General features: G+C 65.0%; 21 protein-coding genes. 7 read left to right on the forward strand and 14 right to left on the reverse strand.

Annotated elements, in window-relative coordinates; genetic code table 11:
* Positions 1–168 precede the first annotated feature (168 nt).
* Complete coding sequence (locus tag J7E83_RS17485) at positions 169–810, forward strand: helix-turn-helix domain-containing protein (RefSeq protein ID WP_214964785.1); 642 nt, start codon at positions 169–171, stop codon at positions 808–810.
* Positions 803–1,501: an SRPBCC domain-containing protein gene (locus tag J7E83_RS17490; RefSeq protein ID WP_214964786.1), complete on the forward strand. Its 699-nt coding sequence runs from the start codon at positions 803–805 to the stop codon at positions 1,499–1,501. The genes J7E83_RS17485 and J7E83_RS17490 overlap by 8 nt, the downstream gene beginning before the upstream one ends.
* 81 nt (positions 1,502–1,582) lie before the next feature.
* Here the strand turns inward: J7E83_RS17490 and J7E83_RS17495 are convergent, their stop codons facing one another.
* Positions 1,583–2,158 (reverse strand): TetR-like C-terminal domain-containing protein, encoded by a 576-nt coding sequence (locus tag J7E83_RS17495; RefSeq protein WP_251044046.1) that lies wholly within the window; start codon positions 2,156–2,158, stop codon positions 1,583–1,585.
* A gap of 77 nt (positions 2,159–2,235) precedes the next feature.
* On the opposite strand from J7E83_RS17495, the gene J7E83_RS17500 reads away from it, so the two are divergent.
* Positions 2,236–2,742, forward strand: a complete 507-nt coding sequence (locus J7E83_RS17500) for a DUF4188 domain-containing protein (RefSeq protein ID WP_214964795.1) — start codon at positions 2,236–2,238, stop codon at positions 2,740–2,742.
* Between the two features lie 107 nt (positions 2,743–2,849).
* Here J7E83_RS17500 and J7E83_RS17505 read toward each other — a convergent pair whose 3' ends face one another.
* Entirely contained in the window at positions 2,850–4,406 is a 1,557-nt protein-coding gene (locus tag J7E83_RS17505; protein ID WP_214964797.1) for a PLP-dependent aminotransferase family protein, read from the reverse strand.
* A 60-nt stretch (positions 4,407–4,466) separates the two neighbouring features.
* Between J7E83_RS17505 and J7E83_RS17510 the strand changes: the two genes are divergently transcribed.
* Positions 4,467–5,129, forward strand: a complete 663-nt coding sequence (locus tag J7E83_RS17510; protein ID WP_214964799.1) for a YitT family protein — start codon at positions 4,467–4,469, stop codon at positions 5,127–5,129.
* Between the two features lie 35 nt (positions 5,130–5,164).
* On the opposite strand, the gene J7E83_RS17515 is transcribed toward J7E83_RS17510, so the two are convergent.
* Genes J7E83_RS17515 through J7E83_RS17525 form a run of 3 tightly spaced genes read right to left on the reverse strand, consistent with a single transcriptional unit; the run spans position 5,165 to position 12,697 of the window.
* On the reverse strand, positions 5,165–5,995 hold the full coding sequence (locus J7E83_RS17515) for a DNA-formamidopyrimidine glycosylase family protein (RefSeq protein WP_214964801.1): 831 nt from the start codon (positions 5,993–5,995) through the stop codon (positions 5,165–5,167).
* A gap of 26 nt (positions 5,996–6,021) precedes the next feature.
* Positions 6,022–11,085 (reverse strand): DNA glycosylase AlkZ-like family protein, encoded by a 5,064-nt coding sequence (locus tag J7E83_RS17520; RefSeq protein ID WP_251044048.1) that lies wholly within the window; start codon positions 11,083–11,085, stop codon positions 6,022–6,024.
* Between the two features lie 46 nt (positions 11,086–11,131).
* A complete protein-coding gene (locus tag J7E83_RS17525) occupies positions 11,132–12,697 on the reverse strand; it encodes an FAD-dependent oxidoreductase (RefSeq protein WP_214964803.1) in 1,566 nt (521 codons plus the stop codon).
* Positions 12,698–12,885: 188 nt separating this feature from the next.
* Here J7E83_RS17525 and J7E83_RS17530 point away from each other — a divergent pair, with 188 nt between their 5' ends.
* Positions 12,886–13,353 (forward strand): DUF4383 domain-containing protein, encoded by a 468-nt coding sequence (locus tag J7E83_RS17530; RefSeq protein WP_214964804.1) that lies wholly within the window; start codon positions 12,886–12,888, stop codon positions 13,351–13,353.
* A gap of 71 nt (positions 13,354–13,424) precedes the next feature.
* On the opposite strand, the gene J7E83_RS17535 is transcribed toward J7E83_RS17530, so the two are convergent.
* Entirely contained in the window at positions 13,425–14,066 is a 642-nt protein-coding gene (locus J7E83_RS17535; protein WP_214964806.1) for a DUF4232 domain-containing protein, read from the reverse strand.
* 150 nt (positions 14,067–14,216) lie between these two features.
* Complete coding sequence (locus J7E83_RS17540; RefSeq protein ID WP_214964807.1) at positions 14,217–15,296, reverse strand: nitronate monooxygenase family protein; 1,080 nt, start codon at positions 15,294–15,296, stop codon at positions 14,217–14,219.
* A 207-nt stretch (positions 15,297–15,503) separates the two neighbouring features.
* On the opposite strand from J7E83_RS17540, the gene J7E83_RS17545 reads away from it, so the two are divergent.
* On the forward strand, positions 15,504–15,848 hold the full coding sequence (locus J7E83_RS17545; protein WP_214964809.1) for a hypothetical protein: 345 nt from the start codon (positions 15,504–15,506) through the stop codon (positions 15,846–15,848).
* Positions 15,849–16,260: 412 nt separating this feature from the next.
* On the opposite strand, the gene J7E83_RS17550 is transcribed toward J7E83_RS17545, so the two are convergent.
* From J7E83_RS17550 to J7E83_RS17580, 7 genes are all read right to left on the reverse strand, one after another.
* The gene (locus J7E83_RS17550) at positions 16,261–16,494 is read right to left on the reverse strand and encodes a hypothetical protein (protein WP_214964811.1); all 234 of its coding nucleotides are present in this window, start codon (positions 16,492–16,494) and stop codon (positions 16,261–16,263) included.
* A 182-nt stretch (positions 16,495–16,676) separates the two neighbouring features.
* Entirely contained in the window at positions 16,677–16,937 is a 261-nt protein-coding gene (locus tag J7E83_RS17555; RefSeq protein ID WP_214964812.1) for a hypothetical protein, read from the reverse strand.
* Entirely contained in the window at positions 16,934–18,799 is a 1,866-nt protein-coding gene (locus tag J7E83_RS17560) for a TNT domain-containing protein (protein ID WP_214964818.1), read from the reverse strand. Before J7E83_RS17560 ends, J7E83_RS17555 begins: the two co-directional genes overlap by 4 nt.
* A gap of 4 nt (positions 18,800–18,803) precedes the next feature.
* On the reverse strand, positions 18,804–19,094 hold the full coding sequence (locus J7E83_RS17565; RefSeq protein WP_214964820.1) for a WXG100 family type VII secretion target: 291 nt from the start codon (positions 19,092–19,094) through the stop codon (positions 18,804–18,806).
* A complete protein-coding gene (locus J7E83_RS17570) occupies positions 19,091–19,462 on the reverse strand; it encodes a WXG100 family type VII secretion target (protein ID WP_214964822.1) in 372 nt (123 codons plus the stop codon). Before J7E83_RS17570 ends, J7E83_RS17565 begins: the two co-directional genes overlap by 4 nt.
* Positions 19,463–19,574: 112 nt before the next feature.
* Positions 19,575–20,984, reverse strand: coding sequence for a hypothetical protein (locus J7E83_RS17575; RefSeq protein ID WP_214964824.1), 1,410 nt, complete (start codon positions 20,982–20,984; stop codon positions 19,575–19,577).
* Between the two features lie 225 nt (positions 20,985–21,209).
* Positions 21,210–23,027 (reverse strand): RDD family protein, encoded by a 1,818-nt coding sequence (locus tag J7E83_RS17580; RefSeq protein ID WP_214964826.1) that lies wholly within the window; start codon positions 23,025–23,027, stop codon positions 21,210–21,212.
* 172 nt (positions 23,028–23,199) lie between these two features.
* Here J7E83_RS17580 and J7E83_RS17585 point away from each other — a divergent pair, with 172 nt between their 5' ends.
* Positions 23,200–23,496: a WXG100 family type VII secretion target gene (locus J7E83_RS17585; RefSeq protein ID WP_214964828.1), complete on the forward strand. Its 297-nt coding sequence runs from the start codon at positions 23,200–23,202 to the stop codon at positions 23,494–23,496.
* Positions 23,497–23,633 lie beyond the last annotated feature (137 nt).

The following is a 23,633-nucleotide window of genomic DNA, read 5'->3' on the forward strand; positions in this document are numbered from 1 at the left end:
TTTTTCCGGCCCCGCCCGTGATGCCGACTTCGCTGCGTCATGGCGAACTCGCCGGAAGCCTGCCAGTTCGCCGGAAGCTTCCGGCGAACTGGCAGCGTTCCCACGATTTCATCACCGACGATAAAAAAGTTCTTGACAAATAAAATTGTCGGATGCCATACTCGACGCATGTTGGACATTGAAGTGATCGAGGACCCGGCCGCGGCGGAGGCTTCGCTGGACCCGATCCGCACACGCATCCTCCAGGAGCTGGCCGAACCAGGGTCCGCCACGCAGCTCGCCGCAAAAGTGGGACTGCCCAGGCAAAAGGTCAACTACCACCTCAAGGCCCTGGAGCGGCACGGTCTGGTGCAGCTGGTGGAGGAGCGGCGGAAAGGGAACGTCACGGAAAGGGTCCTGCAGGCCACGGCGGCCTCCTACCTGATCTCGCCCGTTGCCCTTGCCTCTGTGGCCCCGGATCCCCATAGATTCTCGGACCGCTTCTCGGCCTTCTGGCTGCTGGCTCTCGCAGGCCGGACGGTGCAGGAAATGGGCAAGCTGATTGCCGGTGCCGCTGCCGCGCGGCAGAAGCTCGCCACTTTTGCCATCGACGGCGAAATCACCTTTCGGACCGCTGCTGACCGGGCGGCATTCGCCGAGGAACTCGGGGTGGCGGTGACCCGCCTGGTGGACAAGTACCACGACGGCGCCACCTCCCCAAGTGGCACCCCGTCTGGCATCGGTCGCCGTCACCGGCTGGTTGTGGCGCTTCATCCCGTGCTCAAGACCCCAAACAAACCCACTTCTACCAAGGAACAGGACAATGACTGAAAACTGTGAATTTGAGATCGTCTACGACACCGAACTCCCCGGCACACCGGAGCGCGTCTGGGAGGCTGTCACGAATGGCACGCCGGCCTGGATGTTTCCCACGGATCAGTGGCCGGACGTCAAGACCGTCAAGGAATACCCCACTCACCTTGTGTCCCGGATGGATGGCCCGGACGGCTGGTTCAACCAGTTGGAGCACGTTCTGGAACCGCTCGACGGCGGCCGCGCCCGCTTGCACTATGTCCACAGCGGGATCTTCGCAGATAACTGGGACGAACAGTACGACGGCGCCAGCAAGCACACCGGGTTCTACCTCCACACCCTGGGCCAGTATCTGAAGCACTTCGACGGCAAGCCGGTGGTGTTCACGGACATCCAGGGGCCCGCGGCGTCACAGGTGCCGGACGGATTCGTGCAGCTGAAGAACGCCCTCGGCGTGGCATCGGCGGCCCAGGGGTCGGCAGTGGAGTTGGAGCTCGACAGCGTGGGCCGGGTTTCCGGGGAAGTGGACTTCTCCAGCGAGCACTTCCTTGGCTTGCGGACGTCCGATGCGATGTACAGGTTCTTTGGTCGAAATGCGTTCGGTGCGCCGGTGGGAATGACGGTGCACGATTTCAGCGGCAACGGCAGCGGCGCCCCGGAGGCCACCGCCCAGGCGTGGGCTGGCTTGCTGGAGAAAGTGTACGCGTAGGCCACACTCATAGGAGTAGGCCAGCGGCACCCGGCCGGTGCCGCTGGCCACTAGTCCACGCTGAGCCGAGTTGGCCCGTTTTCAGACGCCCCAGCCCCGGGCGACCGCGTCCAAGGCTGACGCAAACACGGCCTCCCAATCGGTATCGGGCGAGCCGACCTGGGCCAGTTCCAGCCCCACAAGGCCGTGGACCTGGCCCCAGATCGCAGTGGCAACGCTCTCCACCGGCGCCACCAGAAGGGTCCCGGCTGACTGGGCCGCAGCGACGGCTTCAAGCAGTGGTTCCATGGCGTCCGCGGCTGCGTCGGGGCTGGGCCGGCAATCGGCATACGCTGCCAGCGCGCCGCCGAACATCAGCCGGTACAGGGCCTGGTGTTCCAGTGCCCACGTCCGGTAGGCCAGGCCCAGTGCGCGCAGCCCGTCCGGGGCTGCGGCGACCTGGGAGTCGCGGAAGGAGCGGAACCCGTCATCCACCACTGCTGTCAACAGCTGGGACTTTCCGCCGAACAGGGAGTACACCGCTGTGGTGGATGTCTGGGCGGCGGTGGCGACGTCACGCAGCGTGACCCGTGCGGGGCCCTCCCGGTCTACGAGGTCTGCCGCGGCGGCGAGGAGTTCCTGCCTGACAGAGTCGGTATGTACTACGGGTCTTGCCATGGGGTCCATTGTTCCATAACCTTGTTTCGTAACAGTGTTATGGAACAAGGTTATGAAACCCAACCCAAGGAGCTCTCATGGCGCAGCAGGTATTTCCGGGCCGCTACACCGCTGACATCGACGGTGAGTCCGTGACCGTCTTCCTGATCGGCATGCGCGCGAACCGGTGGTGGAAGGTCGGAACCGTCGCGAAGGTAGCTGCGGCGATGCCCAGGATGCTCCAGCATCTCGCCAGCGATCCGGCGTCGGGCATGCTGGGCCACGAGCAGTGGTTCGGGCGTACAACGGTGCTGCTCAGCTACTGGAAGAGTCCCGAACACCTCCGGAAATTCGCTGCCGACAGGGAATCCCCGCACCTCGAACCCTGGCGGCGCTTCATGAAAGAGCTTTCCGGAACGGGGGATGTGGGTGTCTGGCACGAAACCTACAAGGTGCCCGCCGGGGGAATCGAGGTTGTGTACAACGGAATGCCGAGCTTTGGCCTGGCGAAAGCAACATCGCACATTCCCATCGGTCCCGGAAGCAACACGGCAAAGCAGCGCATGGGCCGCACCGCAGAGCCCGGCGCGCGGAGCAGCTCCTAAAGGTTCGACGACGGGTGATGCCGCCGGGGGTGCGGGGCCCGTCAGGGGGCGCGTGGCCCGGGGAACTTTCGGGTTTCCTGGTCCGCTGGTCGGTAAGCCACCACCGCTCAGGCGATCGCCACGGCGGGCGCAGTCTTGAGCGTCCGGCGGAGCTGCGGGGCGGCGTCGAGCCTGTCCTGGGCAGATTTCAGGGCACGGACCGCCGTTTCCAGCTGCTGCGGCGGCAAGGTGAACGGCACCCGGAGATAGCGTTCGAACGCACCGCCAATTCCGAAACGCGGCCCGGCAGCCAGCCGGATGCCGAAGTCCGGGGCGATGACGGTCAGGGCCGTGCTGACCGGGGCCGGCAGCCTGCACCATGCGGACAGCCCCCCGGAGGGCCAGGCAGTTTCCCACTCCGGCAGATGTCCGTGGAGCAGCTCCAGCAGTGCCGAGCGGTTGTTCCGGAGCACCTCAAGCCGGCTCGGCAGGGGCTCGTCCATGGCTCGGACCAGGTGTGCCGCCGCCAACTGCTCCATGACTGGGCCGCCCAGGTCCAGCGAGGTCCGTGCCGCTGCGAAGCGCTGGATCATGGGTTCGGAGGCGCGGATCCAACCGGTGCGGAGTCCGCCCCAATGCGATTTGCTGAGTGAGCCGATAGCGACCACCGCGGAGCTGAATGCGGCCACCGGAGTGGTGGCGGCGCCGTCGAGGTCCAGCTCGCGGAGCGTCTCATCCACCACCAGCACCGTGCCTGCGGCCGCCGCCGCGCGGACCAGCTGCCGCCGCTGGGCATCCTTCATGACCAGTCCGGTGGGATTGTGGAAGTCCGGCACCACATACGCAAGCTTGGGGCGCTGCTGCAGCATCGCGGCCTGCAGCGCGTGCATGTTCCACGCATGTACCTGATGGCTGCCCGCTTCGTGATTCCCCGCCGGATCATGCCCGGCCCCGTGGGTGGCTGTGGTGAAGGCGACAGGGACCGGGCGGCAGCCCGCTGCGCGGATGGCATCCAGGGCGTTGGGGTAGCTGGGGTGTTCCACCAGCACTTTGTCCTGGCGTCCGGCCAGGGCGCGGATCACGATATTGAGGGCGTGCTGGGCGCCCGAGGTCACCAGGATCTGCGCGGCCGTAGTCTGGACCCCGGCCGAAGTGTATCGCTCCGCTATGGCCTCGCGCAGGGGCAGCAGGCCGATGGCGTCGTACCCGAATCCCGGCAACAATGCAGGAAGCTCGGTCAGGGCGGCGGCGAATGCGCGGTGGACCACTTCGCCGCTGGCTGGCATCGAGGCATAGGCGAGGTCTATCAGCCCTTCCGGTGCTTCCAGCCCCGGCGCTGCAAGTCTCGGGGACGCCCGTCCAGGAGTGATGAGCCCCTGGCCCATCACCAGGCTGGTCCCCGGAGGCGTGAGGCGGGGGATCCGGGTACGTCCCCGGCTGCCCTGACCGCTGCTGAGGAACCCCTGCTCCCGCAGGTGCCTATAGGCGGCCGTAACGGTGGTCCGACTGATGCCGAGGGTCTCGGACAGTGCCCGCTCGCTGGGCAAGGCGGTATCGAGGGGCACCCTGCCATCCAGGACCAGCAGGCGTACGACGTCGGCGAGCTCCCGGTAGGCGGGCGCGGCACCAGCCTGCCAACTCCCCAGGAGGCGGGCCAGGGCGGAGGGGTTCAAAGAGCCGGACATAAAGCCAGTATCTCAAACTGGCTATGTAAATCAATGCCAGTTACCTGCCAGAGTGAATGAATGATGATCCGCAGACTCCTCCAGCTCTTCACCGGCCTTGCCATGTACGGCATCTCCTTGGCCGTCTTCATCCGCGCCGGCCTGGGCCTGGACCCCTGGGATGTATTCCATCAGGGACTGGCCAGCAAGACCGGCCTGAGCATCGGAGTGGTTGTCATCGCCGTGAGCTTCCTGGTGCTGCTCCTCTGGATTCCGCTACGCCAGTGGCCTGGATTCGGCACGCTGTGCAACGCAGTTCTGGTGGGCGTGTTCGCTGATATCGGCCTGGCCCTGATCCCCGGTGTTTCGCACCTCGGCGGCCAGATCGCGATGCTGGCCGGCGCCGTGCTACTGAATGCAATCGCCTCAGCGTGCTATATCGGTGCACGGTTCGGCCCCGGCGCGCGTGATGGCCTGATGACCGGCCTCGCCCGCCGCACCGGCTGGTCCGTCCGGGTGTCCCGCACCCTGATCGAGGTAGTGGTGCTGGGCGTTGGGTGGCTGCTGGGCGGTTCGGTGGGTGTGGGCACTGTGGTGTACGCCCTGGCCATCGGGCCCCTGGTCCAGTTGCTGCTGCCGCGTTTTATGGTCCCCGCGGCACTTCCCGGCCAGGAGCATGGCGAGAGTGCTGTGGAGTCACGTGCCGTGGATTCCGACAGACGGGACGCCGCTCCGCATAGTTGAAAGGTGGCCCAGCCCGGGCCGCCATCGGCGCAACGCTAAGACAGCAACGGCTGGCACTGTGGGCAGAAATAGATATTCCGCTCTTCCTCGCCGCCGGGTTTGCCCAGGACGCCCCGTCGGATGGGCGTCCGGCATTTCAGGCAGGGCTGGTGCTCTCGCCCGTAGACCCAGTGGCCGGCGCGGCCCGCCATCCTTCCCACGGGCATTCCGCGGGGATTGAGGACGGTCACTCGGCGGCCCGGGCCCAGGTTGGCTTCGAGGAGCTGTTTGGCGTCAGTCATCAGGGTCCTGAGGTCCGGAACGGCCGAAATGGGCGACGCCGGGTGGACGCCAGAAAGGAAGCAGGCCTCGCAGCGGTAGATGTTGCCGATGCCCGCAAGGTTGCGCTGGTCCAGCAGCGCGACACCGATGGGGACGTCCGGTGCGGCCCGGATCCGCCGTTCGGCTTCAGCCGGGTCCCAGCCAGCGCCCAGCAGATCGGGTCCCAGGTGGCCTACGATCGAATCCTCGTCAGCGGTGCGGACCACCTCCACGATGCCCAGGGAGAAGCCGACGGCGTCTGCCGCGGCCGTGCGGAGCACGCACCGGGCAGTAAACCCGGGTTTCCGCCAGCGTCCCCCGGGCGGGTAGACCTGCCACGCGCCCTCCATCTTCAGGTGCGAGTGGATGGTGAGCTTCTGATCGTCCGGCCCTTGTACGCGCATGAGCAGGTGCTTACCGCGTGGGACCACTTCTTCCACTGTCCAGCCCGCCAGGTTGAGGGTGGCGAACCGAGGCACGCGGAAGTCGGTGCCGGTGAGCTTCTGCCCGGACAAGGCTTTGTGCAGCTGGCTGGCGACGCGCCAGACGGAGTCGCCTTCAGGCACGGATTTCCACCTTGAGGATGCTCACGTCACGCACGGATCCTCAGCCCCTTGGGGGTGGAGTAGGCCCCTGCGGCCGCCAGTGCTGTGGCCACCGGGGTGTCCAGGATGCCGTGGCCGTTAACCTTCTCCATGATCAGCTTGTCCACAGCTCCACGGGTTACGACGCCCACCAGGGCTGTGCCCGCGGCCGATAGTACGGCTCCGTCATCACTGAAAGCCAGGAGTGTCTTCCCGCCGCGCTCCACGTACAGGACCAGGGCGCCGTCCACGAGAACCACCAGGGCCCCGGCCTTCCGCCCTGGCCGGTGCCCGGTTCCCGCCTCCTCATTGAGGGCGGGCCAGGGGAGCGCCGCACCATAGGGGTTGGCCGGATCCGTCGCCGCCAGGGCCAGCGCCACCGGTTCAGGCTTGGCCAGCTGGGTGTCCTCCGAGTAGGAGCGAAGCCGGTCCACTGTTGCCGGGACGGCGAATTGCGCTGCCCCCAGGTGTTCGATGAAGTACCCTCGCCGGCAGCGGCCTGCCTCTTCCAGCCGGGCCAGCACCTTGTACATCAGTCCGAAGCCGCCCAGGATCTGCTCTGCCATCACAGAGCCCCGCGTCACGACGCCATACCGGTCCAGCAGCAGCTCTGCGGTGGCGCGGGCGTGGATAGTCGGATCAAGTTCGGGCAGCGGAAGTGCCGCCCAGCGGCCTGCCGCCAGCGGGGGAGTGGCCGAAACTCCGGAGGCCGAGCCGTACCTCCCACCGCCCAGTCCGCCGCCCAGCCCCGCGCTCAGCCCGGCCGAGCCGAGCAGACCGGTGCCGTGCGAGCGGCCCAGCCGGCTCATCCGCGGAGCCCGTGCCCGGGGCGCGCGGGCAACCTGGCGGTGGGCCGTGTGGCCTCCGGCAATGAGGGCGCGCACCGGCGCGAATGTGTCCCCGGTGATCCGTCCGGCCCAGGCGAGGTCCCAGATTACGGACACCGCATCCTGGTCGCTCAGCACAGTGTCCATGCCGCCGGCCACCTCCGTCAGCTGGCGGAAGAAGTACCCGCCGCCGTTGTTCCGGAGGTGGTCGAGCAGCCGCTGCTGAGCGTCGCCCGGTTCGTATTCGATGGCGGGGTTCAGCGTCAGCTCGGCGGAATCTGCCAGATGGAGGCTTACCCAGCCGTCGTTTCCAGGTAGCGCCCCGGCCCCGGACCACAGGACCTCGCCAGCAGCCATGAGTTCGTCCAGCATGGCGGGCTGGTAGTTGGAGACCCTGCTGGCCAGGACCAGCGGCTCCCATGCCGAAGCCGGCACTGGTACCCCGGAGAGCTGATCAATGGCAGTGACAATGCCATCCAGTCCGCGCAGGGCTGGCTGGCCGCGTCCGGCACCCGGCGTCCGGACATGCTGCCAGGCGGGCAGGAAGCGACCGTACGCGGTGGCATCCACCGGCTCCACTTCGGCACGCAGCGCAGCCAGGGAACGACGGCGGAGCTTCCGGAGGACCTCTGCATCGCACCACTCGCTGGTGGTTGGCGGACGTGGCGGTTCTTCGTGGAGGGCCTCTTCCTGCTGGTCCTCCGCTGTACGTTCCGGCCCTTTTTGAGGCTGGGCTCCGTGGGGACGGAATTCACCCTCCACCACGCGGCCGTCGGTGGCGAGACGTTTCAGGGCGGTGCCGACGACAGCCACTCCCAGTCCCAGCCGGGCCGCGGCTTCCATGGCGGTGAAGGGCCCATGCGTGCGGGCATACCGAGAGACGAGGTCGCCCAACGGGTCGGCCACGGGTTCGATGAAAGCAAGTGGAACGCCCAGCGGCAGCGGAACACCGATGGCATCGCGAAGCCGGGCCGAGTCCTCCACCGCGGCAAAGCGCTCCACTCCGCCGATGTTCACCCTGATGGCGCGGTTGGCACGCTGCAGCGCGACCAGGTGGGAAGTGGCCACCCCTGTGCTGGCAGCGGGAGGATCAGGTTCTGCCGCGTCATCATCCGTGCCATTGGCGTCGTCGGCTTCGGCCCCGCCGTCGGCAGCCGTCTCCCCCATGAGCCGGGCAGCGACTTCCTCCGGTGCGAGCGGACCGAGGAGGCGGAGCAGATCCGCCACGCCCTCCATGCCGCGGGCGCGGCGGTCCGGCGCGAGGCGTTGGAGCTCGCGTTCCGTGGCTTCGATGACCCTGGCGTCCAGGAGTTCCCGGAGTTCAACCCGGCCGAGGAGTTCGTTCAGGAGCGTCGAGTCCAGGGCAAGGGCGGCGGCGCGGCGCTCGGCCAGCGGAGAGTCGCCCTCGTACAGGAATTGGGCAACGTACCCGAACAGCAGCGACTTGGCGAAAGGCGAGGGCTGCTGGGTGGTGGTCTGCACGATCCGCAGCTCGCGGCGTTCTATGGACGCGGCAATGTCCTTGAGCGCCGGAAGGTCGTAAACATCCTGGAGGCATTCCCGGACTGTTTCCAGGACGATGGGGAACGTGGGATATTTCCGGGCGACGTCAAGCAGTTGGGCGGACCGCTGGCGCTGCTGCCATAGCGGCTGCCGTTTACCAGGGGTCTGGCGGGGGAGGAGCAAAGCGCGTGCGGCACACTCCCTGAAGCGGGAGGCGAAGAGCGCGCTGCCGCCGACTTCAGTGGTGACGATCTGCTCCAGCTCTTCGGGGTCGAAGAGGAAAAGTTCGGCTCCCGGCGGCTCATCCTCCATCATGGGGACACGCAGCACTATGCCGTCGTCGGCGGCCATCGCGGAGCCGTCCAGTCCGTACCGTTGCTGGAGCCGCTGCCCCACTGCGAGCGCCCACGGCGCGTGCACCGGCATGCCGAACGGGCTGTGCAGGATGACGCGCCAGTCGCCAAGTTCGTCATGGAAGCGCTCCACCACCAGGGTGGTGTCACTGGGGACCACCTCGGTGGCAAGCTTCTGTTCGGCCAGGTATTGGATGAGGTTGTTCGCCGCGAACTCGTCCAGCCCGCTCGCCTTGCAACGCTCCCCGGCCGGACCTGGGTCCGCGGCGGACAGTTCCCGCACGAAGGCTCCCAGGGCGCGGCCCAGGTCGACGGGACGCCCCAGTGAGTCCCCTTTCCAGAAGGGAAGCTTGCCCGGCTGCCCGAACGCAGGGGACACCAGCACGCGGTCGTGCGTGATGTCCTCGATTTTCCAGCTTGTGGCGCCCAGGGCAAAGATGTCTCCCACCCTGGATTCGTACACCATCTCCTCGTCCAGTTCACCCACGCGCCGGCCGCCTTTCGCAGGCGATGCCGGGGCGGCAGCTTTGCCGTCACCGCCGGAGGAAGCAGAGCCCTCAACTTCGGTGCCAATGATGTAGACGCCGAAGAGGCCGCGGTCCGGAATGGTGCCGCCCGACGTCACCGCAAGCCGTTGGGCCCCGGGCCTGCCCTCAATGGTGCCTTCATTCCGGTCCCAGACAATCCTGGGGCGGAGCTCGGCGAACTCGTCTGACGGGTAGCGGCCGGCCAACAGGTCCAGGGTCGCATCAAACGCGGAACGGGGGAGGGACGCGAACGGGGCTGACCGCCGGACGGTGGCAAACCATTCCTCCACATCGATGCTGCCCAGGGCAGTAGCCGCCACGGTCTGCTGCGCCAGGATATCCAGCGGGTTGGCGGGGACGCTGAGCCGTTCGATCTTTCCTTCGAGCATCCTTTCCACGGTGATCGCGGTGTGCACGAGATCTGCCCGGTGCTTGGGAAACAGCACACCCTGCGATATTTCGCCTACCTGATGCCCGGCGCGGCCCACGCGCTGCAGGCCGCTGGCCACGGAGGGTGGGGACTCGACCTGGACCACGAGGTCCACGGCGCCCATGTCGATGCCAAGTTCCAGGGATGAGGTGGCCACAACACAGCGCAGCCGCCCGGATTTGAGATCATCCTCAATCAGTGCGCGCTGGTCCTTGGAGACAGAGCCGTGATGGGCGCGGGCCAGCACCGGATCGGCGCCCGAGGTGCTGCCGGCCTGCGCCATCATGTGCGCCGGTGTGGCCGTCGACGCCGGAGCCCCGGCGGCCGGAGAGGGCTCTCGCCGGATGTGTGAGGCCGGATCATCCCATCCTCCGCCGACCGCTATCAGCTGGCGCTCGGCGTAGATTTCGTTGAGCCGGGCCGTGAGTCGCTCGGCCAGGCGTCGGGAATTGGCGAACACGATGGTGGACTGGTTGGCCAGCACCAGGTCAACGATTTTCTCTTCCACATGAGGCCAGATGGAGGCCTGCGGCTGAAGCCCCGAGGCCGGTCCGGAGTCAAAGGCGCCTGCTGCTCCTTGGAGATCGGACATGTCCTCTACAGGCACGGAGACGGAGAGGTCCCAGTTTTTTCGGGAGGCGGGTGCCACGATTTCCACCGGCGCCGAGCCGGCGAGGAACTGCGCCACAAGCTCCCGCGGCTCCACTGTGGCCGAGAGCCCGATCCGCTGGGCAGGTTTGGGCAGCAACGCATCCAGCCGCTCCAGGGAGACTGCCAAGTGGGCGCCCCGCTTGCTGCCAGCCACCGCGTGAACCTCGTCCACGATGATGGTGTCCACCTCGGCGAGGGTCTCCCGCGCCCTGGAAGTGAGCATCAGGAACAGGGACTCGGGGGTGGTGATGAGGATATCCGGCGGATGGCTGAGCAGCGCGCGGCGGTCCGCCGTCGTCGTGTCTCCCGACCTCACCCCCACGGTGATCAGCGGTGCCGGAAGCCCGAGGCGCTTGGCGGTCTGGGTAATGCCGATCAGGGGCGAGCGGAGGTTCCTTTCCACGTCCACACCGAGGGCTTTCAGAGGCGAGATATACAGCACACGCGTCTTGGTCTGGGGCGTGCGCTTACGCCCGCCCTTCTTCGTGGAGGGGGCATCGATCCCGGGCAGTTCCGGATCCGGTGGCGGCGCCGAGGCCAGCAGCCTGTCCAGTGCCCACAGGAAGGCCGCAAGCGTCTTTCCGGAGCCAGTCGGTGCCACCACCAGGGCGTGCGAGCCGGAGGAAATAGCGTTCCATGCTCCCTCCTGGGCCGGCGTGGGTTCGGAGAAGGCGCCGAGGAACCAGTCACGGGTGGGCCGGCTGAAACGGCCCAGTGGCGTTCCCGGGCGGGCTGTTGATCCCGCCCCCGATTTTGCTTCCGCTGGCTGCTCCTCCTGCATGCCTCCATCATGCCCTAACCCGCCGACAGGAATGCCTGCCCTGCGGTCAAGCGGAGTCTGTCCGGGGGAGATCCTTGGTAGCAGGGCCTTCGAGCAACCGCCCGTCGCTGCTGAAACGGGATCCATGAAGGGGGCAGTCCCAGGTCAGCTCGCTGTCGTTCCAATGGACGATTCCGCCCAGATGGGTGCAGACGGCGGAGAGCCGGCATGTTGTTCCGTTGACCGTGGAGGCCGCTATCGGCCGGGATCCCTCGCGGAAAACCCTGCCTTCGCCGTCGGCAGGCCGGACAGCGGGATCCGGCCGGGCGCCGTCGGCAGGCTCATTTACCGTCCCGGGCTCGAGGTCGTCCGCCGTCGTCCCTTGCGTGCTGCCGCCCGCGGCCACCCGTCCGTAGTCTTTGGCCAACTTGGCTGCGACCCCTCCGTTCAGCCCGACGGCGGAGAGGACGCCTGCAGGTGAAGTGACCCGGTGGTGGATGGTGTCCGCCCAGGGCAGTTGGCCGCCGAGAATATCCGCGGAGATGCCCAGGGCCGCGGCCACGGCGTTGGTCATGCCCCACTTGTTGTAGCCCGTGCCGATGAACACGTGCCCGTGGCCCCGCGGCATTTTGCCGAAGAACGGCATGAGGTTGGTGGCCTGGTAGTCCTGCGCCGACCAGGTGTGCGTGGGTACCGCACCCGGAAAATGCTCCGCGGCCCACGCCAGCAGTCCGGAAAGGTGTTCCTTTTCCGACGTCGCCTGTCCCACCGGATGCCCGTGCCCGCCCACCAGCAAAAGTCTCCGGCCGCCGGTCTCGTAATCGCGGAGAGAATGCGTGGGCTGTTCCACCGAGATGTACATCCCGGGCGGTGGCACTTGACCTGCAGGCAGTTCCAGCGCGGCCGCGTAGGAGCGGTTCGGCTTCAGCTTGGCAAAGTAGAGGCCGCGGTTAAGGACTGGGGTCCCCGTGGCGAGCACAACCTCGTTGGCCGTCACGCTTCCCTGGTCTGTGTGCACGGTGGCGGGGCCACTTCCCGTGACGTCCCGGAGCCGCACTCCGCAGACAATGCTTCCGCCCCGGTCCCTGACGTCGCCCAGAAGCGTGTCCAGGACATGCATGGGGTTGATCTGCGCCTGGTCAGGCAGCCGCACGGCGCCATGCACCGCGAAGGGCAGCCCGGCGTCCCGCACGAAGTCCACATCAAGGCCCGCGGTGGCCGCCGCACTCAGCTCTTCGCGGAGGGTTTCAGCGCCTTGCGCGCTCGCGGCGTACGTGTAGGCATCCCGTCGCTGGTAAGGAACGTTGTGCTCGTCGAGGTAGCGGAGCAGCCACGCCTGCCCCTCCCGGTTTGCCTCCACGTAGGCGCCTACCTGCTTCTGTGAGTATTGCCTGGATAAGGCCGACAGTGCGGTGCCCTGAAGCAGGGTGACTTTCGCCGTCGTGTTGCCGGTGGTGACGGCGCCGGGGTACCGGGCTTCGAGGACCAGGACTTTCTGTCCAGACCTGGCGAGCAACAGCGCGGTCACCAGTCCGGTAAGCCCGGCGCCTGCCACTACCGCGTCGTAGCTGCTGCCCGGCTCGAAGGCGTCAGGAGTGAATGTTTCCTCGCGGTCCAACCAAAGTGACTTCATGCACGCTCAACCTGCCTCTGGTCTGTGCGGCCCCTCAAAGCGGCCATTTGTGATGGGTCCGTTATGAACCTGACTGATCACTCAATGATTTGATAAGTATACTTACGATGTCGGTGCTTAAGTCGATGATTGTGGCTCCGCCGGCAGGCAATGTGCACGTTCAACGACGAATAAATCCAGGAGTGATCATGACAACGAACTCAGACGGACGCACTTTAGGCCGGACCACCATCCAGAAAGCAGCGCTTGCCGTGGGCGTGGTCTTCGCGCTGGTCGGTATCCTGGGCTTCATCCCGGGCATCACCAGCAACTATGGGTCGCTGGGCATGGCAGGCCACGAGTCCGGGGCCATGCTGCTGGGAGTTTTCCAGGTGTCTGTCCTGCACAACATCGTCCACCTCCTGTTCGGCGCAGCGGGCATCGCGATGGCGCGCAGTGCAGCCCAGTCCCGAAATTACTTGCTGGTGGGCGGGGCCATCTATCTTGTCCTCTGGGTGTACGGCCTTCTGGTGGGACAGGACAGCGCGGCGAATTTCGTGCCACTCAACACAGCTGACAACTGGCTGCACCTGGTCCTCGGCCTCGGCATGATTGGCCTGGGCGTGGCGCTCTCACGCGGCACTTCACGGGCAGGACGCACCACGACGGCGCACTGACGCAGGACGCTCAAAGCACGCCGGGCCCGACCAGCCGCGCCTCTCCCAGCCGGGCCCGACCAGCCGCACCGTTAGGCCGGCTGGAAGGTCCCGATGGTGAGCAGTTCGATTTCCGCGTTGCTGCAAGCCTTTGTGGGCTGTGGCAGGAATATGGAGGCGGTGTCCTCTGGAGGGTAGATCCGATAGCCGCCGGCATCCACGCCGGTGCAGTCAGGGTAGTTCTCGGCGTGGGTGTACCGGAGCACGGCAGACCCCGACTGGCCCGGCGCGAGCAGGACGTCCGCGGCAGGAGCCGATTCGTCGCGCTTGGCCGGGGCGCCGATGGGTGCACCCGACGCGTCCGCGGCCAGTGAAACGCCGGGGAAGCCACTGAGCAGGCACGGCTCGGCGCCGGTGTTGGTGAGGAGCAGCTTCATGTAGATGCTGCCCGCCGCCCCGCCGCCCGTTGCATCCGTTGAGGCTGAAAGGCTGACCGCTTTGCAGAGCGCCGGCCCTGCGGTAGCGGCAGGTGTGGACGGCGACGACGATTGCGAGGACGCGCTCGACGACGCGCTCGGGGACGCCGACGTCGTGGACGGGCTGGCGGAGCTGGTGCCCGGCTGTGTCGTCCCTTGGCCCTGTGGCTGGGCGGGGCCGCACGCGGTGAGCATGAGCGCCGCCGCGGCTACCGCCGTCGTGATAACAAACCCCTGTGAGAATCGCTGAGACGTCATGGCACAACCATTGCCGCCGGTGTTGCCTGAGTCAACGATGCCACGAGCAACTGGGGAGATTTGATGCCCGGATCGTGATCATCCAGGCAGGAGGACAAACGTCAGCATCCGCCGGATCCGGAGTCTTTCAGGGACGTGGCTGAAACGAGCCTACAATCCTGGTGCACCTGCCAGCAGTTCGGACAAGACATCCGCAGCGGAGTCGTGCCGTATCAGGGGCGCGGCCTGGCCTGCCCACAGGGACATGAGCTCCGTCTTTCCCCGGGACGCGGCCTGCGGGCGGAACCGGCCCGTCAACCAGTTCTGCGCAGGGAAGGGCGCGATCCTGGATGGGTCCGCGAGATCGGCGACGACGCGGTTGGGGATGCCGCGCGCCAGCCGTCCACTGAAGGCCCTGGTGAGCACGGTTTCCCCGGCCGCCGGACTGCGGAGGATGGCACGGTACTCCGGAACGGCAGCCGACTCCCTGGTGGCCAGGAACGCGGTGCCCACCTGCACGGCGTCAGCGCCCAGGGCCAAAGCGGCCCGGTAGCCGCGGCGGTCCGCGATGCCGCCTGCGGCGATCACCGGGATCTTGACGGCGTCGGCTACTTGGGGAACCAGCGCAAAGGTACCCATCAGGGATGTCTCGGCGGGCTTCAGGAAGGAGACCCGGTGTCCGCCTGCCTCCATCCCGGTGGCCACCACGGCATCCACGCCGCCGGCCTCCAAGGCCAAGGCTTCCGTCACGGTAGTGGCCGTGGCCACCACCACGATTCCACGCCGGTGCGCCTCCTCGATGATTTCAGGAGCGGGGACGCCAAACACAAAACTGACGACGGCGGGACCCGTCTCCAGGGTAGCGGCCACCTGTTCGGCGAAATCCGGGAGATATCGCTCGGGCATCTCCGGAAGCGGGAGGTCCAATTCGTCAAGGTAGGGGCGGAGAATACCGACGTAGCGGTCGTAGTCCGCCTGTGCGAGGGGCGTGTTTTCGCTGCCGTCCGGCACCCAGAGGTTCAGGGCGAAGGGCCTGGCCGTCGCTGCCTTGAGCTGCCCGGCGGTCTTGTGAATGGCCTCGGCGTCGTAGCCGTACAGGCCGTAGGAACCCAGGCCGCCGCCGTCGCTGACGGCAGCCGTGAGCTGCACGGAGGACACGCCGCCAAAGGGCCCAAGAATAACCGGAAGATCAATGCCGAAGAGTTCAGTGACCCGGTTGGGGCGGGCTGATGTTCGCTGATCTTGCGCCATTTGGGGGCTCCTTTACCGTCGCGGCTGCATTCGAATCCAGTCTGGCAGGGTTGGGGGCCTGCGCCTAAAGTCAGTCCGTTTCCGGGCCGGGGCAGTAGTAGTGATCATGGCGCAAAGGCTTTGTCCAGGCATCCACGGGCTATGTACCGGGCCACGGGCGGCGCTAGACTGCTCGCATAAGTCGCCAATTACGTCAGGGAGAACACCATGAACTACACGGGGACTGGCAACGAGAAAGCGACGCCGGCCAGCGAACTCAATAGGACCCACGTTGGACAGACCGTGAGTTTCGAGCCCGACGAATTCACCATGGTGTTCGGGAAAATCGCGGCCATTGCCCGCAAGGAGGGCGGGGTGACCATTGCGCTGCAGGGAGTGGATGGCAGTGGGGGCCTACAGTCCAGCTACAGCCTTCCGGGCAGCCAGCACGTGTACCTCCAGCCGGATATGCTCACCAATACCGAATCCACCATCAAGGATCTCTTCGGCAAGGTCCAGGAAAACCTCCGGGGTACCGGCCATAAAGGTGATGACAAGACTGACAAGCTTTGACCCAGTTCTGACCATGTTCTGACTGAGCTGAGGGCTTGAAGAACGTTCATGGCACAGCCCCCGGGAGTCGAATTCTGAACCTCAGGGGATGTTCTCCGTTCTTGAGCCAATACCTCCCTCGTCTATGGCCAACGCTGAGCATGGATGGCTAGCTATGGTGCATCGGCGAGATGGAAGGTGCACCGAGATGACCGTTACTGAGTATGTCTCACGTCTAGCCATCATCCTGGGGTCTTTGACCGCGGTCCTGGCGCTGTCTGCCAGGATTATGCGCTAGGGGTCAAGTCGCTAGATTTCGCGATATCCCGGCCGGGCTGGTGCCAGGCGCATAAGCGCAAGACCTGACCGTCAAGCGCCTGGCGTACGAAGACTTGCGCGGAAGTCAATTCGGCTGATGCCTGTGTGTAGGCCGCTATGTCTGCCCAGAGCATGCCGATGAAGAACACGCAAGCGTCCCCTTCGTTGTCCCACCGGCGGAGATCGTCTTTTGGCCGCGTTGCCCAACAAAGGTTTCCCACATCCCGTCCTCGGCTTGCATGATGCAGGCGTATTCATCTCTAAATTCGCCGATCCAGTAAGCCTCCGGATCGATGCCAGCCTGCTGAAGCGCGTACTCCAATTGCCCGACGTTCATTGGCAGCATCATGGCGTGACCTCTCTTATGAGTCCGAATTCCGGCAGATCGTTTTAGACACTGCACGGCCTAGGCAAAGGAAGGTCACGAGGTGTCCACTCATCAATTGGTGGGCATGCCGTGGCATTCAGGGCAGCGGCTTTGAAAAGATTGTATTGACCTCCATCGCAACGTGAACCGTGAGCCACGGCACGCTAGAGGTTGTCTTTGTGGAGGAGTTGCATCGTTTGTGCCCAGAGCGTGCCCACGAAGAAGACGCAGGCGTCGCCTTCGTCATCCCATCGGCGAAGGTCAAGTTTTTTCCCTCGTTCACCGTTGAACGTTTCCCAGTCGCCATCGGGGGCCTGAACGATACACGATCGATCATCCCCGAATTCGCCTATTGAGTAGCTCGCGGGGCTTATCCGTGTTTGCGCGATCTGATACTGAAGTTCGGAAACAGTCTTGGGAATCATGGTGTTACCTCTCTAATGAACCCTTTTGCCAACAGCTCCCGGATGGTGAGGTTGGTGTAGTACTGCACTGCGCCTCCGCGCTTGTCGATGGCTGGTCCGGCTGGGCCGCCCCAAGCAGGAACGTCGTGAAGGACTTCGTATTGATGGTATCCATCCTGTGGATCGAATTTTTCCAGGCTGAAGTCCGGCAGCCCGCGGTCGGGGAAATTCTCTCCTACTGGAGAGCTGAACCTCCCATCTGGCAAACCGTAGCGGTCGATGAGATGGCCCGGTTGAAGGACGACAGGTACTCTGGATTCCGGCGTGAGGAATCCTTCAGGGTGTTGCTGATCGTCGGGCCAAGCATCGCTCCTGATGCGCGGAGCGCCATTCGGGTAGGTTCCGTCAGCGTACTTTTGGGTGTACTCTTGCCTGGTTTTCCCGTCCCACATCCTGAAGTCCTCCGGTATCTGTCGCTGAACTAGCGGACTGTCGGCTGTCAGACCAGGCTTGGGTCTCTGTCCGGGATAGTTATTGTTTGCAAGGTCAGCGCGCGGGTGGACAAGGTCTCTCGTTGACATAGTGGCACCGCTTGGACCGTAGTGGACGATCCCGATTGAGTCGAGTTCTTCCACCTTAGCTGCTGCATTCGCGACTCGCTGGCCCGCGATCGTCTTGCTCATCTTGCTGGTCCCGGCTACCACGTCGCGGGCGAGCCCCGCTCTCGTTCCGGCTTTGAAACTGTTCACTGCTGCCCCGACACCGACTGTTGAGATGCCGCCGAGGAGGATGTCGTGGGCAATGTTCGTTGGGACGCCGCCGTGCATGGCGGCGTCCATGCCGACGCTGACTCCGGAGTTGAACGCGATCCCGGTCATGGCCCTGATAGGGGCCGGGGCTTTAGTGCCGAGGTAGGTGAGGGCTTTGACGACTTTGATCTCGCGTAGCATCCCGACGGTCCGGGTAATGGTCCCGGTGATTCCGGCCATTCTGGCACCGACGGTGGCTGCGACTTCCACGAGCCGGGCAATCATCGCCGCGACCCGGGTGCCGGTGAGACCTATCCTCGCCATGAGCGCGGCGTTGCCCACGACTTCGGACGCGCCGAAAGTGAACGCCGCGAGAACTGCTGCCCCGACTTCCACTGCCACTGTGGTGATCAGGAGTTCCTGGAGTTCCCGAATGATCGCAGCATGGGCCTCTTCGATACCGTCTGCGTACTCGGTGCAACCCTGTCCCAGCGCGTGCGAGCTGGTCGACAGGTCGTTCAGGTAGCCCCGGTATTGCTCCAGTTTGGCCTGCACCAGGCTGAGCTCGGGGGTTACCAGCCCGCCCAGTGCGGTGCTGGCGGCGTCAACTTTCCCTGCAGCGCTGGACAGGTCATCCCCGGCACGCTGCCATGCGGTCCGGGCGGACCTGAGCTTGCCCGCGTCCCCGTTGGGCCAGACGGCCCCGACCACCGACTGGACCCATTCCCAGCCCTCGGGAACGAAATCACTCCGTCCGCCCAGCGCGGTCGGGGATACCAGCGAGCACGTCCCGGACAAGTCCGAAGTATCGGCAGTACACGCGGCAAGCCCCAGCGGTGCGATCCCGCCCGACGCATAATGCTCAGCATCTGACCAGACATTCGCCGTGTCCGCCAGGAGTTTGGCCAGCACCCCGGCACCGGTCACGGCATCGGTGATTCCGCTGACAAGGTTCTGGGCCGCTTCGTCGTAATCGTTGGCGAACTTCGCGCCGGCGTCATCGTTTCCGGCCATTTGGTGCGCACCGGCCAGGCCACTGCTCAAACCGTCAAGCGCCTGGCGCACGAACACTTGCGCGGAAGACAATTCGGCTGATGCCTGTTCGTAGGCCGAGGTATTGACAACAATGCGCATATTCTCAGATCCAGCCTTGCTTCAGGGCATTTCCAGCCTGGTCGTACTGTCCCTTGGCGTGGGAGACCTGGCTGATGAAGTTGTCTACCTCAGTGACCATTGCGTTTGATTCGTTCTGCCACCGGGCCATCTGGGCTTCGAAGCTCCGGGCCGCGGCCCCGTCCCACCCCGCGGTGACGGTGGCCGAGCCGGACGTGACCTGGTCCAGCAGTTCCCGGGCGTATGTTGTCACGGCCGCGAGCTCTTCCAGGAGCACGGCAATCTGGGATTCGTCGGCCTCGAATGTGGAGCTCATTGGGCACCGGCGCGTTCACGCGAGGGGACTGAGGACGCTGCCGGTGGTGTTGCTGCCACACCTGCGGCCCCCGTCGCTGCGGCGGCGATTTTCGCCAGGCTTTCGTCGGTGATGGTGAAGGTCGAGGCACTCACGCCAGCGAACGTTGACAGGGCGGTCAGTGCTTCCCAAACCCCTCTGGATCCGTGGACCCATCTGCTGAAGGTGCTGTTGAGTTCATCGGCTGTGGTTCCCTGCCATGAACTGCCCAATACCTGGCCTGCGCGGGCCTGCAATGCCAGAACACGGCGCTCCAGTTCTCCCGCGTGGGCGGACAACGACCCGGAAAAGCCCTCCAGGGCCGCGCCATCGACACGCACATCCGCCATGCAGATCACCACCTATGTTCTCGAAAATCAATCGACTCTTAATTTAGCTAGATGATAGTCATATTCGGTCTGGTCACGGCACGACCGTGTCCGACCGCCTGATGACTGGGTTTTAGCGTCGTTTGCGACCGGTTGCGGCTATGCCGTAACCGCCGCCCAGGCCAAGTCCGGCTGCGAGGACGCCGACGAGAATCAGAACCCACCATGGGAAGTCCGAGGTTGCACTTACCTGGGTTGTGGCGGCTGCAGTGGGCCCTTCCGGAGTGGTTGGGGTGGTCTGTGATCCAGGTGTTTGCCCGAAGACCTCAGGGGTGGGGTCTTGGCTGAGAAGGCCACTGTTGGCGGCGTTCGGGGTTGAGGAATTCAGGTCCGGGACCTTGTCCGTGAGCAGCCGCGTGAAGGGGTCTGTGGTGGGTGCTGCGATGATTTGGTGGATCAGGGGGACCGGAGCGGGTGCCGGTGCTTGCACCGTGGGGTCGCTGGGCAACGGAGCGACCGGAACGATGGGGACCACCGGGGTGACCACAGGGAGCCCCGGTTTATCAGGAGTCACCACGGTGGGCTCCGGGAACACGGCGATCCACGTCGCGGCCAGCCGGGCCTGGCCCGATGTAGCTGCGACCTGGTACAACCCGGCAGGAGTGTTCGCCGGGATGGTCACTGATGTGCTGGCCAAGGCACCGTCCTTGACGGCAACGTTCTTCGCCAGCTGCGTGACGATGGTGGTTCCGTCGGAGTTGTAAAGGGTCAGGTCGAGCGCATAGGACCCGGCAGCGAAGCCGGTACCGCTGATCGTGGTGTTGTACCCGCCCACGACGCCGGTGTTGACGGTGGATGCGAGCGAGGCGTTGGCGCGCAGCACGTAAACCGAAAGCTGGGCATTGACACCTGTGGTGTCATCAACGACGTTCACCACATACTGGGCCTCGGGGGTGAAAGGGCTCGGAGTCAGGACGAAATCGAAATTACCGCCGGCGTCCACAGTTGCTGTTCCGCCGGGAAGCAGCAAGCTGCTCGTGGTGAGAGTCACAGTGCCGCCGGGGACGAATGCGGTGCCCTTGATGCTGGCGGATGTTCCCGGAGCGATCGGCAGGTTCGGGCCTGTGACGTGCGGGTCGTAAACAGGGGTCTGCACGACGTAGACAGTGGTTGAAGTGCCCGTTCGGGTTTTGCCCCCGGCGTCAGCCTGGGCTACGACGACGTCGTAGGCACCCTGGGCTTGGTCGCCGGGCAGCGCGCAGGAAAGATCCTGGTTCGCCGGTTGCGGGGTGAGGACGCATGTGGATGTGACCGCAGGCCTTGACGGGTAGGTCCTGGTCAATGTTGCCTGTGCCGGGAACAGGGGATCAAGGCCCATCACGCTGCCGGTGAACGTGCCGCCCGGCTGGGCCGATACCTGATCAACCGTGACCGTGATCGGACCTGAGACGGCCGGCGGCGTCTGGGTCTGGGTCTGGGAACGTGACGGCTGGGCCGTCGAGGGTGCCGCGGTTGCTGTGGAAGCAACTGGGCTTGGCGTCACGGATGCTTGGTCCGGGAGGTTTCCATTCACCGGTGCGCTGGGGGTCGGGGTAGTTGTTCCCGCCACAGTGGCAGATGTCGCTGCCTGCGAGGCGACGACCGGCAAGCCCAAGAGGCTGCTGACGGTCAAGGCTGCCAGACCAATGCGCAGTGCTGTGACTTTTTTTGGCGCGGCTTGTCCCACGATGATCTAGTCCCCTCTAGTTTCCTGTGCGCCGCAGCCCTGTCACTTGGCAGCGAATACTAATATTTCGTTGTCTTTGGTTTTGACGATCGCCCCGCTGGGGCTGATCGCCAAGGGTGTCACCCCGTTGTAGGGCGTCACTTTGTTGGACTGGATAAACACAGGGCCCTCATCATTAGCACCAAGGACCCCGTCGGCGAGAATGCCGGAACGTTTGATGCCTTGGGCCTTGAGGTCCAATACTGGTAATCCAATCGATTGATTATATGCATACCCCGCGAAAGCGGCCCAAACGAAGCCGTTTCCCCGCACCCATGCGGGATCTTCCTCAACCCGCGAGTAGCTGATATCCATGCTGGAAAGCAATTCACCCGTGGATTCCCGGTATACGGCCACTGTCACCGGGTTCTGCGGGTCATGGCTGTCAGGGAAGGCTGACCACAAAATCACGGCCAGTCCATGCCCGGCGGTCACCCATTTCATGACCTGCTGGTTCTCCTCCGGAGCGTTCAGCGGGACGTCTTGGCGCGTTTTCGCGTCAGGACTGCTCAGGGTCAGGGACCCTGAGTATTTGGCGCTGAGGAGTTTGTCCCCGTCCACCCCAAGAGCGATCTTTCCCTCGATGGCTGTCAGCTCGGTGAGCCCTGTTTTGGTCAGCGTCGAGAGTTTCCCGTCACGCGCGGTGATCAACAAATCAGTCCCGGCAGTGGATATCGCCGCATCAGCGGGTATCTTCGCCGTGACTGCAGCTGCCTTGCCCAAGCTAGGCACCCAGCCGTGAAGCGTGTCGCCGATGCGCCAGACCATGCCGGGCTCACCGCTGATTTGTGTTTCCTGGGCAAACAACACGTCACCGTCGATTGCCTGCTCACTAAGGACTGTTCCGGTGGCATTGTCCAGAATCGTCAGGGCACGGTTATCGAAAATGAACGTGCCGGCCTGCGCCGCGGTGGCCTGCGCTGTGGCGCTGAGCGGTTTCCGCCAAACGGGCCCCACCTCGTATCCGGGGAAACCCGTGCCCGCCCCTGCTGTGAGCGGAGGCTTAAGGAGGGCAAGATTAGCGGCGCTGATTTGGTTGGGCCGGGTCGGACGCTCCAAAGGTTGCAGGAACCCGACACCCCAGGCAGAGGTGATAGAGAGTGCACCGATGACGACCACCGCGACGACGCCCTGAACAGCCGGCACCACCCACCGCGGCAGGCGTGGACGCGCGGGCGCTGACGGGGTTGCAACCTGTGGCACGGAAGGCTGCGGTGCGGCGGTTACCGCGGGTCGTGAATGATCCGACCAGACCGGAAGCTTGGGCGGGAAAACCTTCACCATCGCGGCTGTCCCGGGTCGGACCCAGTCCTCGATCACTGGCGAGTAATACGAAGGCGCGGGATTGAGGGGATCGACACCCGCGTTGATGTCGATGACCGTTGACTCGCCCAGCCTATGCAACCAGGTGTCCTGATCGTTGCCCCTTTTCCGGAACTCCACCACGAAGATCAGCGGCCCGACGCCAGCCAGCAACAAACCACCCAGCGAAGCGATGCCACGCTTAACCGTCTGGCCGAAGGGCGCCGGCGCCTTGGCGTCCTCCGCAAGGACCCGCAGTCCCAGAAGCCGCCCACCGGCCGACTGACCCGTTTTGGAGAGCATCGCCGCAAGAACCAGGCCGTACACAGCACCGATTACTGCGATGGTCAGGAGCCCGAGGATTCCCGGTCCCGGTACCGGGATGAAGCCCTTGGGGATCAGGAGCAGAACAGCCGGGCACGCTGGTATAACGAAAACGGCAAGGTCAATGAGGTAGCAGGCGGCACGGCGGGGCAATGACGCGGAAACGACGCCTTCAGGCACAACAGCACTTTCCATTCGCGGACAAGAGGGTGGGAATCCCTTCGAGTGTAGGCGACGTACTCACCACTGGAGGGCCGGGCACGCCCAGCGCCGTTGCGAGGCACCGCGTCGGGTTGCATTGCCGGCAAGGGTTTTCTAAAGTCAATGGTGTAATCATGCTTTTCCCTCATAATCAAGGAACCACTTAATGGCGAACCTCAATGTCACCTTTGATGAGCTCGATACGGCTGCGAAAAGTCTGGAAACAGGTAAAGCGGACCTCGAAGCGAAACTGGGCGAACTTCAGAAGCAGATCCAGGCCCTTGTCACCAGCGGGTACGTCACTGATAAATCCTCCAAAGCCTACGAGGCTGAGTACCAGCAGTTCACCCAGGGTGCACAGCAGACCATCGGCGGTCTCGACGGGCTCTCCCACTACCTCCATCACGCAGCCGAGACACTCCGCAGCACCGACGAGCAGTTGGCCAGCCAGATCGGCAGGTAGCATCCATTGACAAACGGGCCCGGACGCCTCGGCGCCTCCGGCACGTGGAGCCCCCCGATCCGCCGTCGTGGGCCGGGGGGCTCCGTCCGGACGACGGTAACCGGGGGCGGGTCCACGCATAGGGACAGCGGAGTGCC

The sequence above is a fragment of the Arthrobacter sp. ISL-48 genome, assembly GCF_018613805.1.
In the GTDB taxonomy this organism is placed as follows: domain Bacteria; phylum Actinomycetota; class Actinomycetes; order Actinomycetales; family Micrococcaceae; genus Arthrobacter.

Excerpts from the sequence above, each read along its gene's own strand:
- J7E83_RS17485 (WP_214964785.1), top strand. The coding sequence starts at position 169 with ATGTTGGACATTGAAGTGATCGAGGACCCGGCCGCGGCGGAGGCTTCG.
- J7E83_RS17520 (WP_251044048.1), bottom strand. The coding sequence starts at position 11,085 with ATGCAGGAGGAGCAGCCAGCGGAAGCAAAATCGGGGGCGGGATCAACA.
- J7E83_RS17500 (WP_214964795.1), top strand. The coding sequence starts at position 2,236 with ATGGCGCAGCAGGTATTTCCGGGCCGCTACACCGCTGACATCGACGGT.
- J7E83_RS17580 (WP_214964826.1), bottom strand. The coding sequence starts at position 23,027 with ATGGAAAGTGCTGTTGTGCCTGAAGGCGTCGTTTCCGCGTCATTGCCC.
- J7E83_RS17505 (WP_214964797.1), bottom strand. The coding sequence starts at position 4,406 with ATGTCCGGCTCTTTGAACCCCTCCGCCCTGGCCCGCCTCCTGGGGAGT.
- J7E83_RS17530 (WP_214964804.1), top strand. The coding sequence starts at position 12,886 with ATGACAACGAACTCAGACGGACGCACTTTAGGCCGGACCACCATCCAG.
- J7E83_RS17525 (WP_214964803.1), bottom strand. The coding sequence starts at position 12,697 with ATGAAGTCACTTTGGTTGGACCGCGAGGAAACATTCACTCCTGACGCC.
- J7E83_RS17545 (WP_214964809.1), top strand. The coding sequence starts at position 15,504 with ATGAACTACACGGGGACTGGCAACGAGAAAGCGACGCCGGCCAGCGAA.
- J7E83_RS17585 (WP_214964828.1), top strand. The coding sequence starts at position 23,200 with ATGGCGAACCTCAATGTCACCTTTGATGAGCTCGATACGGCTGCGAAA.
- J7E83_RS17565 (WP_214964820.1), bottom strand. The coding sequence starts at position 19,094 with ATGAGCTCCACATTCGAGGCCGACGAATCCCAGATTGCCGTGCTCCTG.
- J7E83_RS17555 (WP_214964812.1), bottom strand. The coding sequence starts at position 16,937 with ATGATTCCCAAGACTGTTTCCGAACTTCAGTATCAGATCGCGCAAACA.
- J7E83_RS17490 (WP_214964786.1), top strand. The coding sequence starts at position 803 with ATGACTGAAAACTGTGAATTTGAGATCGTCTACGACACCGAACTCCCC.
- J7E83_RS17495 (WP_251044046.1), bottom strand. The coding sequence starts at position 2,158 with ATGGCAAGACCCGTAGTACATACCGACTCTGTCAGGCAGGAACTCCTC.
- J7E83_RS17540 (WP_214964807.1), bottom strand. The coding sequence starts at position 15,296 with ATGGCGCAAGATCAGCGAACATCAGCCCGCCCCAACCGGGTCACTGAA.
- J7E83_RS17535 (WP_214964806.1), bottom strand. The coding sequence starts at position 14,066 with ATGACGTCTCAGCGATTCTCACAGGGGTTTGTTATCACGACGGCGGTA.
- J7E83_RS17510 (WP_214964799.1), top strand. The coding sequence starts at position 4,467 with ATGATGATCCGCAGACTCCTCCAGCTCTTCACCGGCCTTGCCATGTAC.
- J7E83_RS17560 (WP_214964818.1), bottom strand. The coding sequence starts at position 18,799 with ATGCGCATTGTTGTCAATACCTCGGCCTACGAACAGGCATCAGCCGAA.
- J7E83_RS17550 (WP_214964811.1), bottom strand. The coding sequence starts at position 16,494 with ATGATGCTGCCAATGAACGTCGGGCAATTGGAGTACGCGCTTCAGCAG.
- J7E83_RS17570 (WP_214964822.1), bottom strand. The coding sequence starts at position 19,462 with ATGGCGGATGTGCGTGTCGATGGCGCGGCCCTGGAGGGCTTTTCCGGG.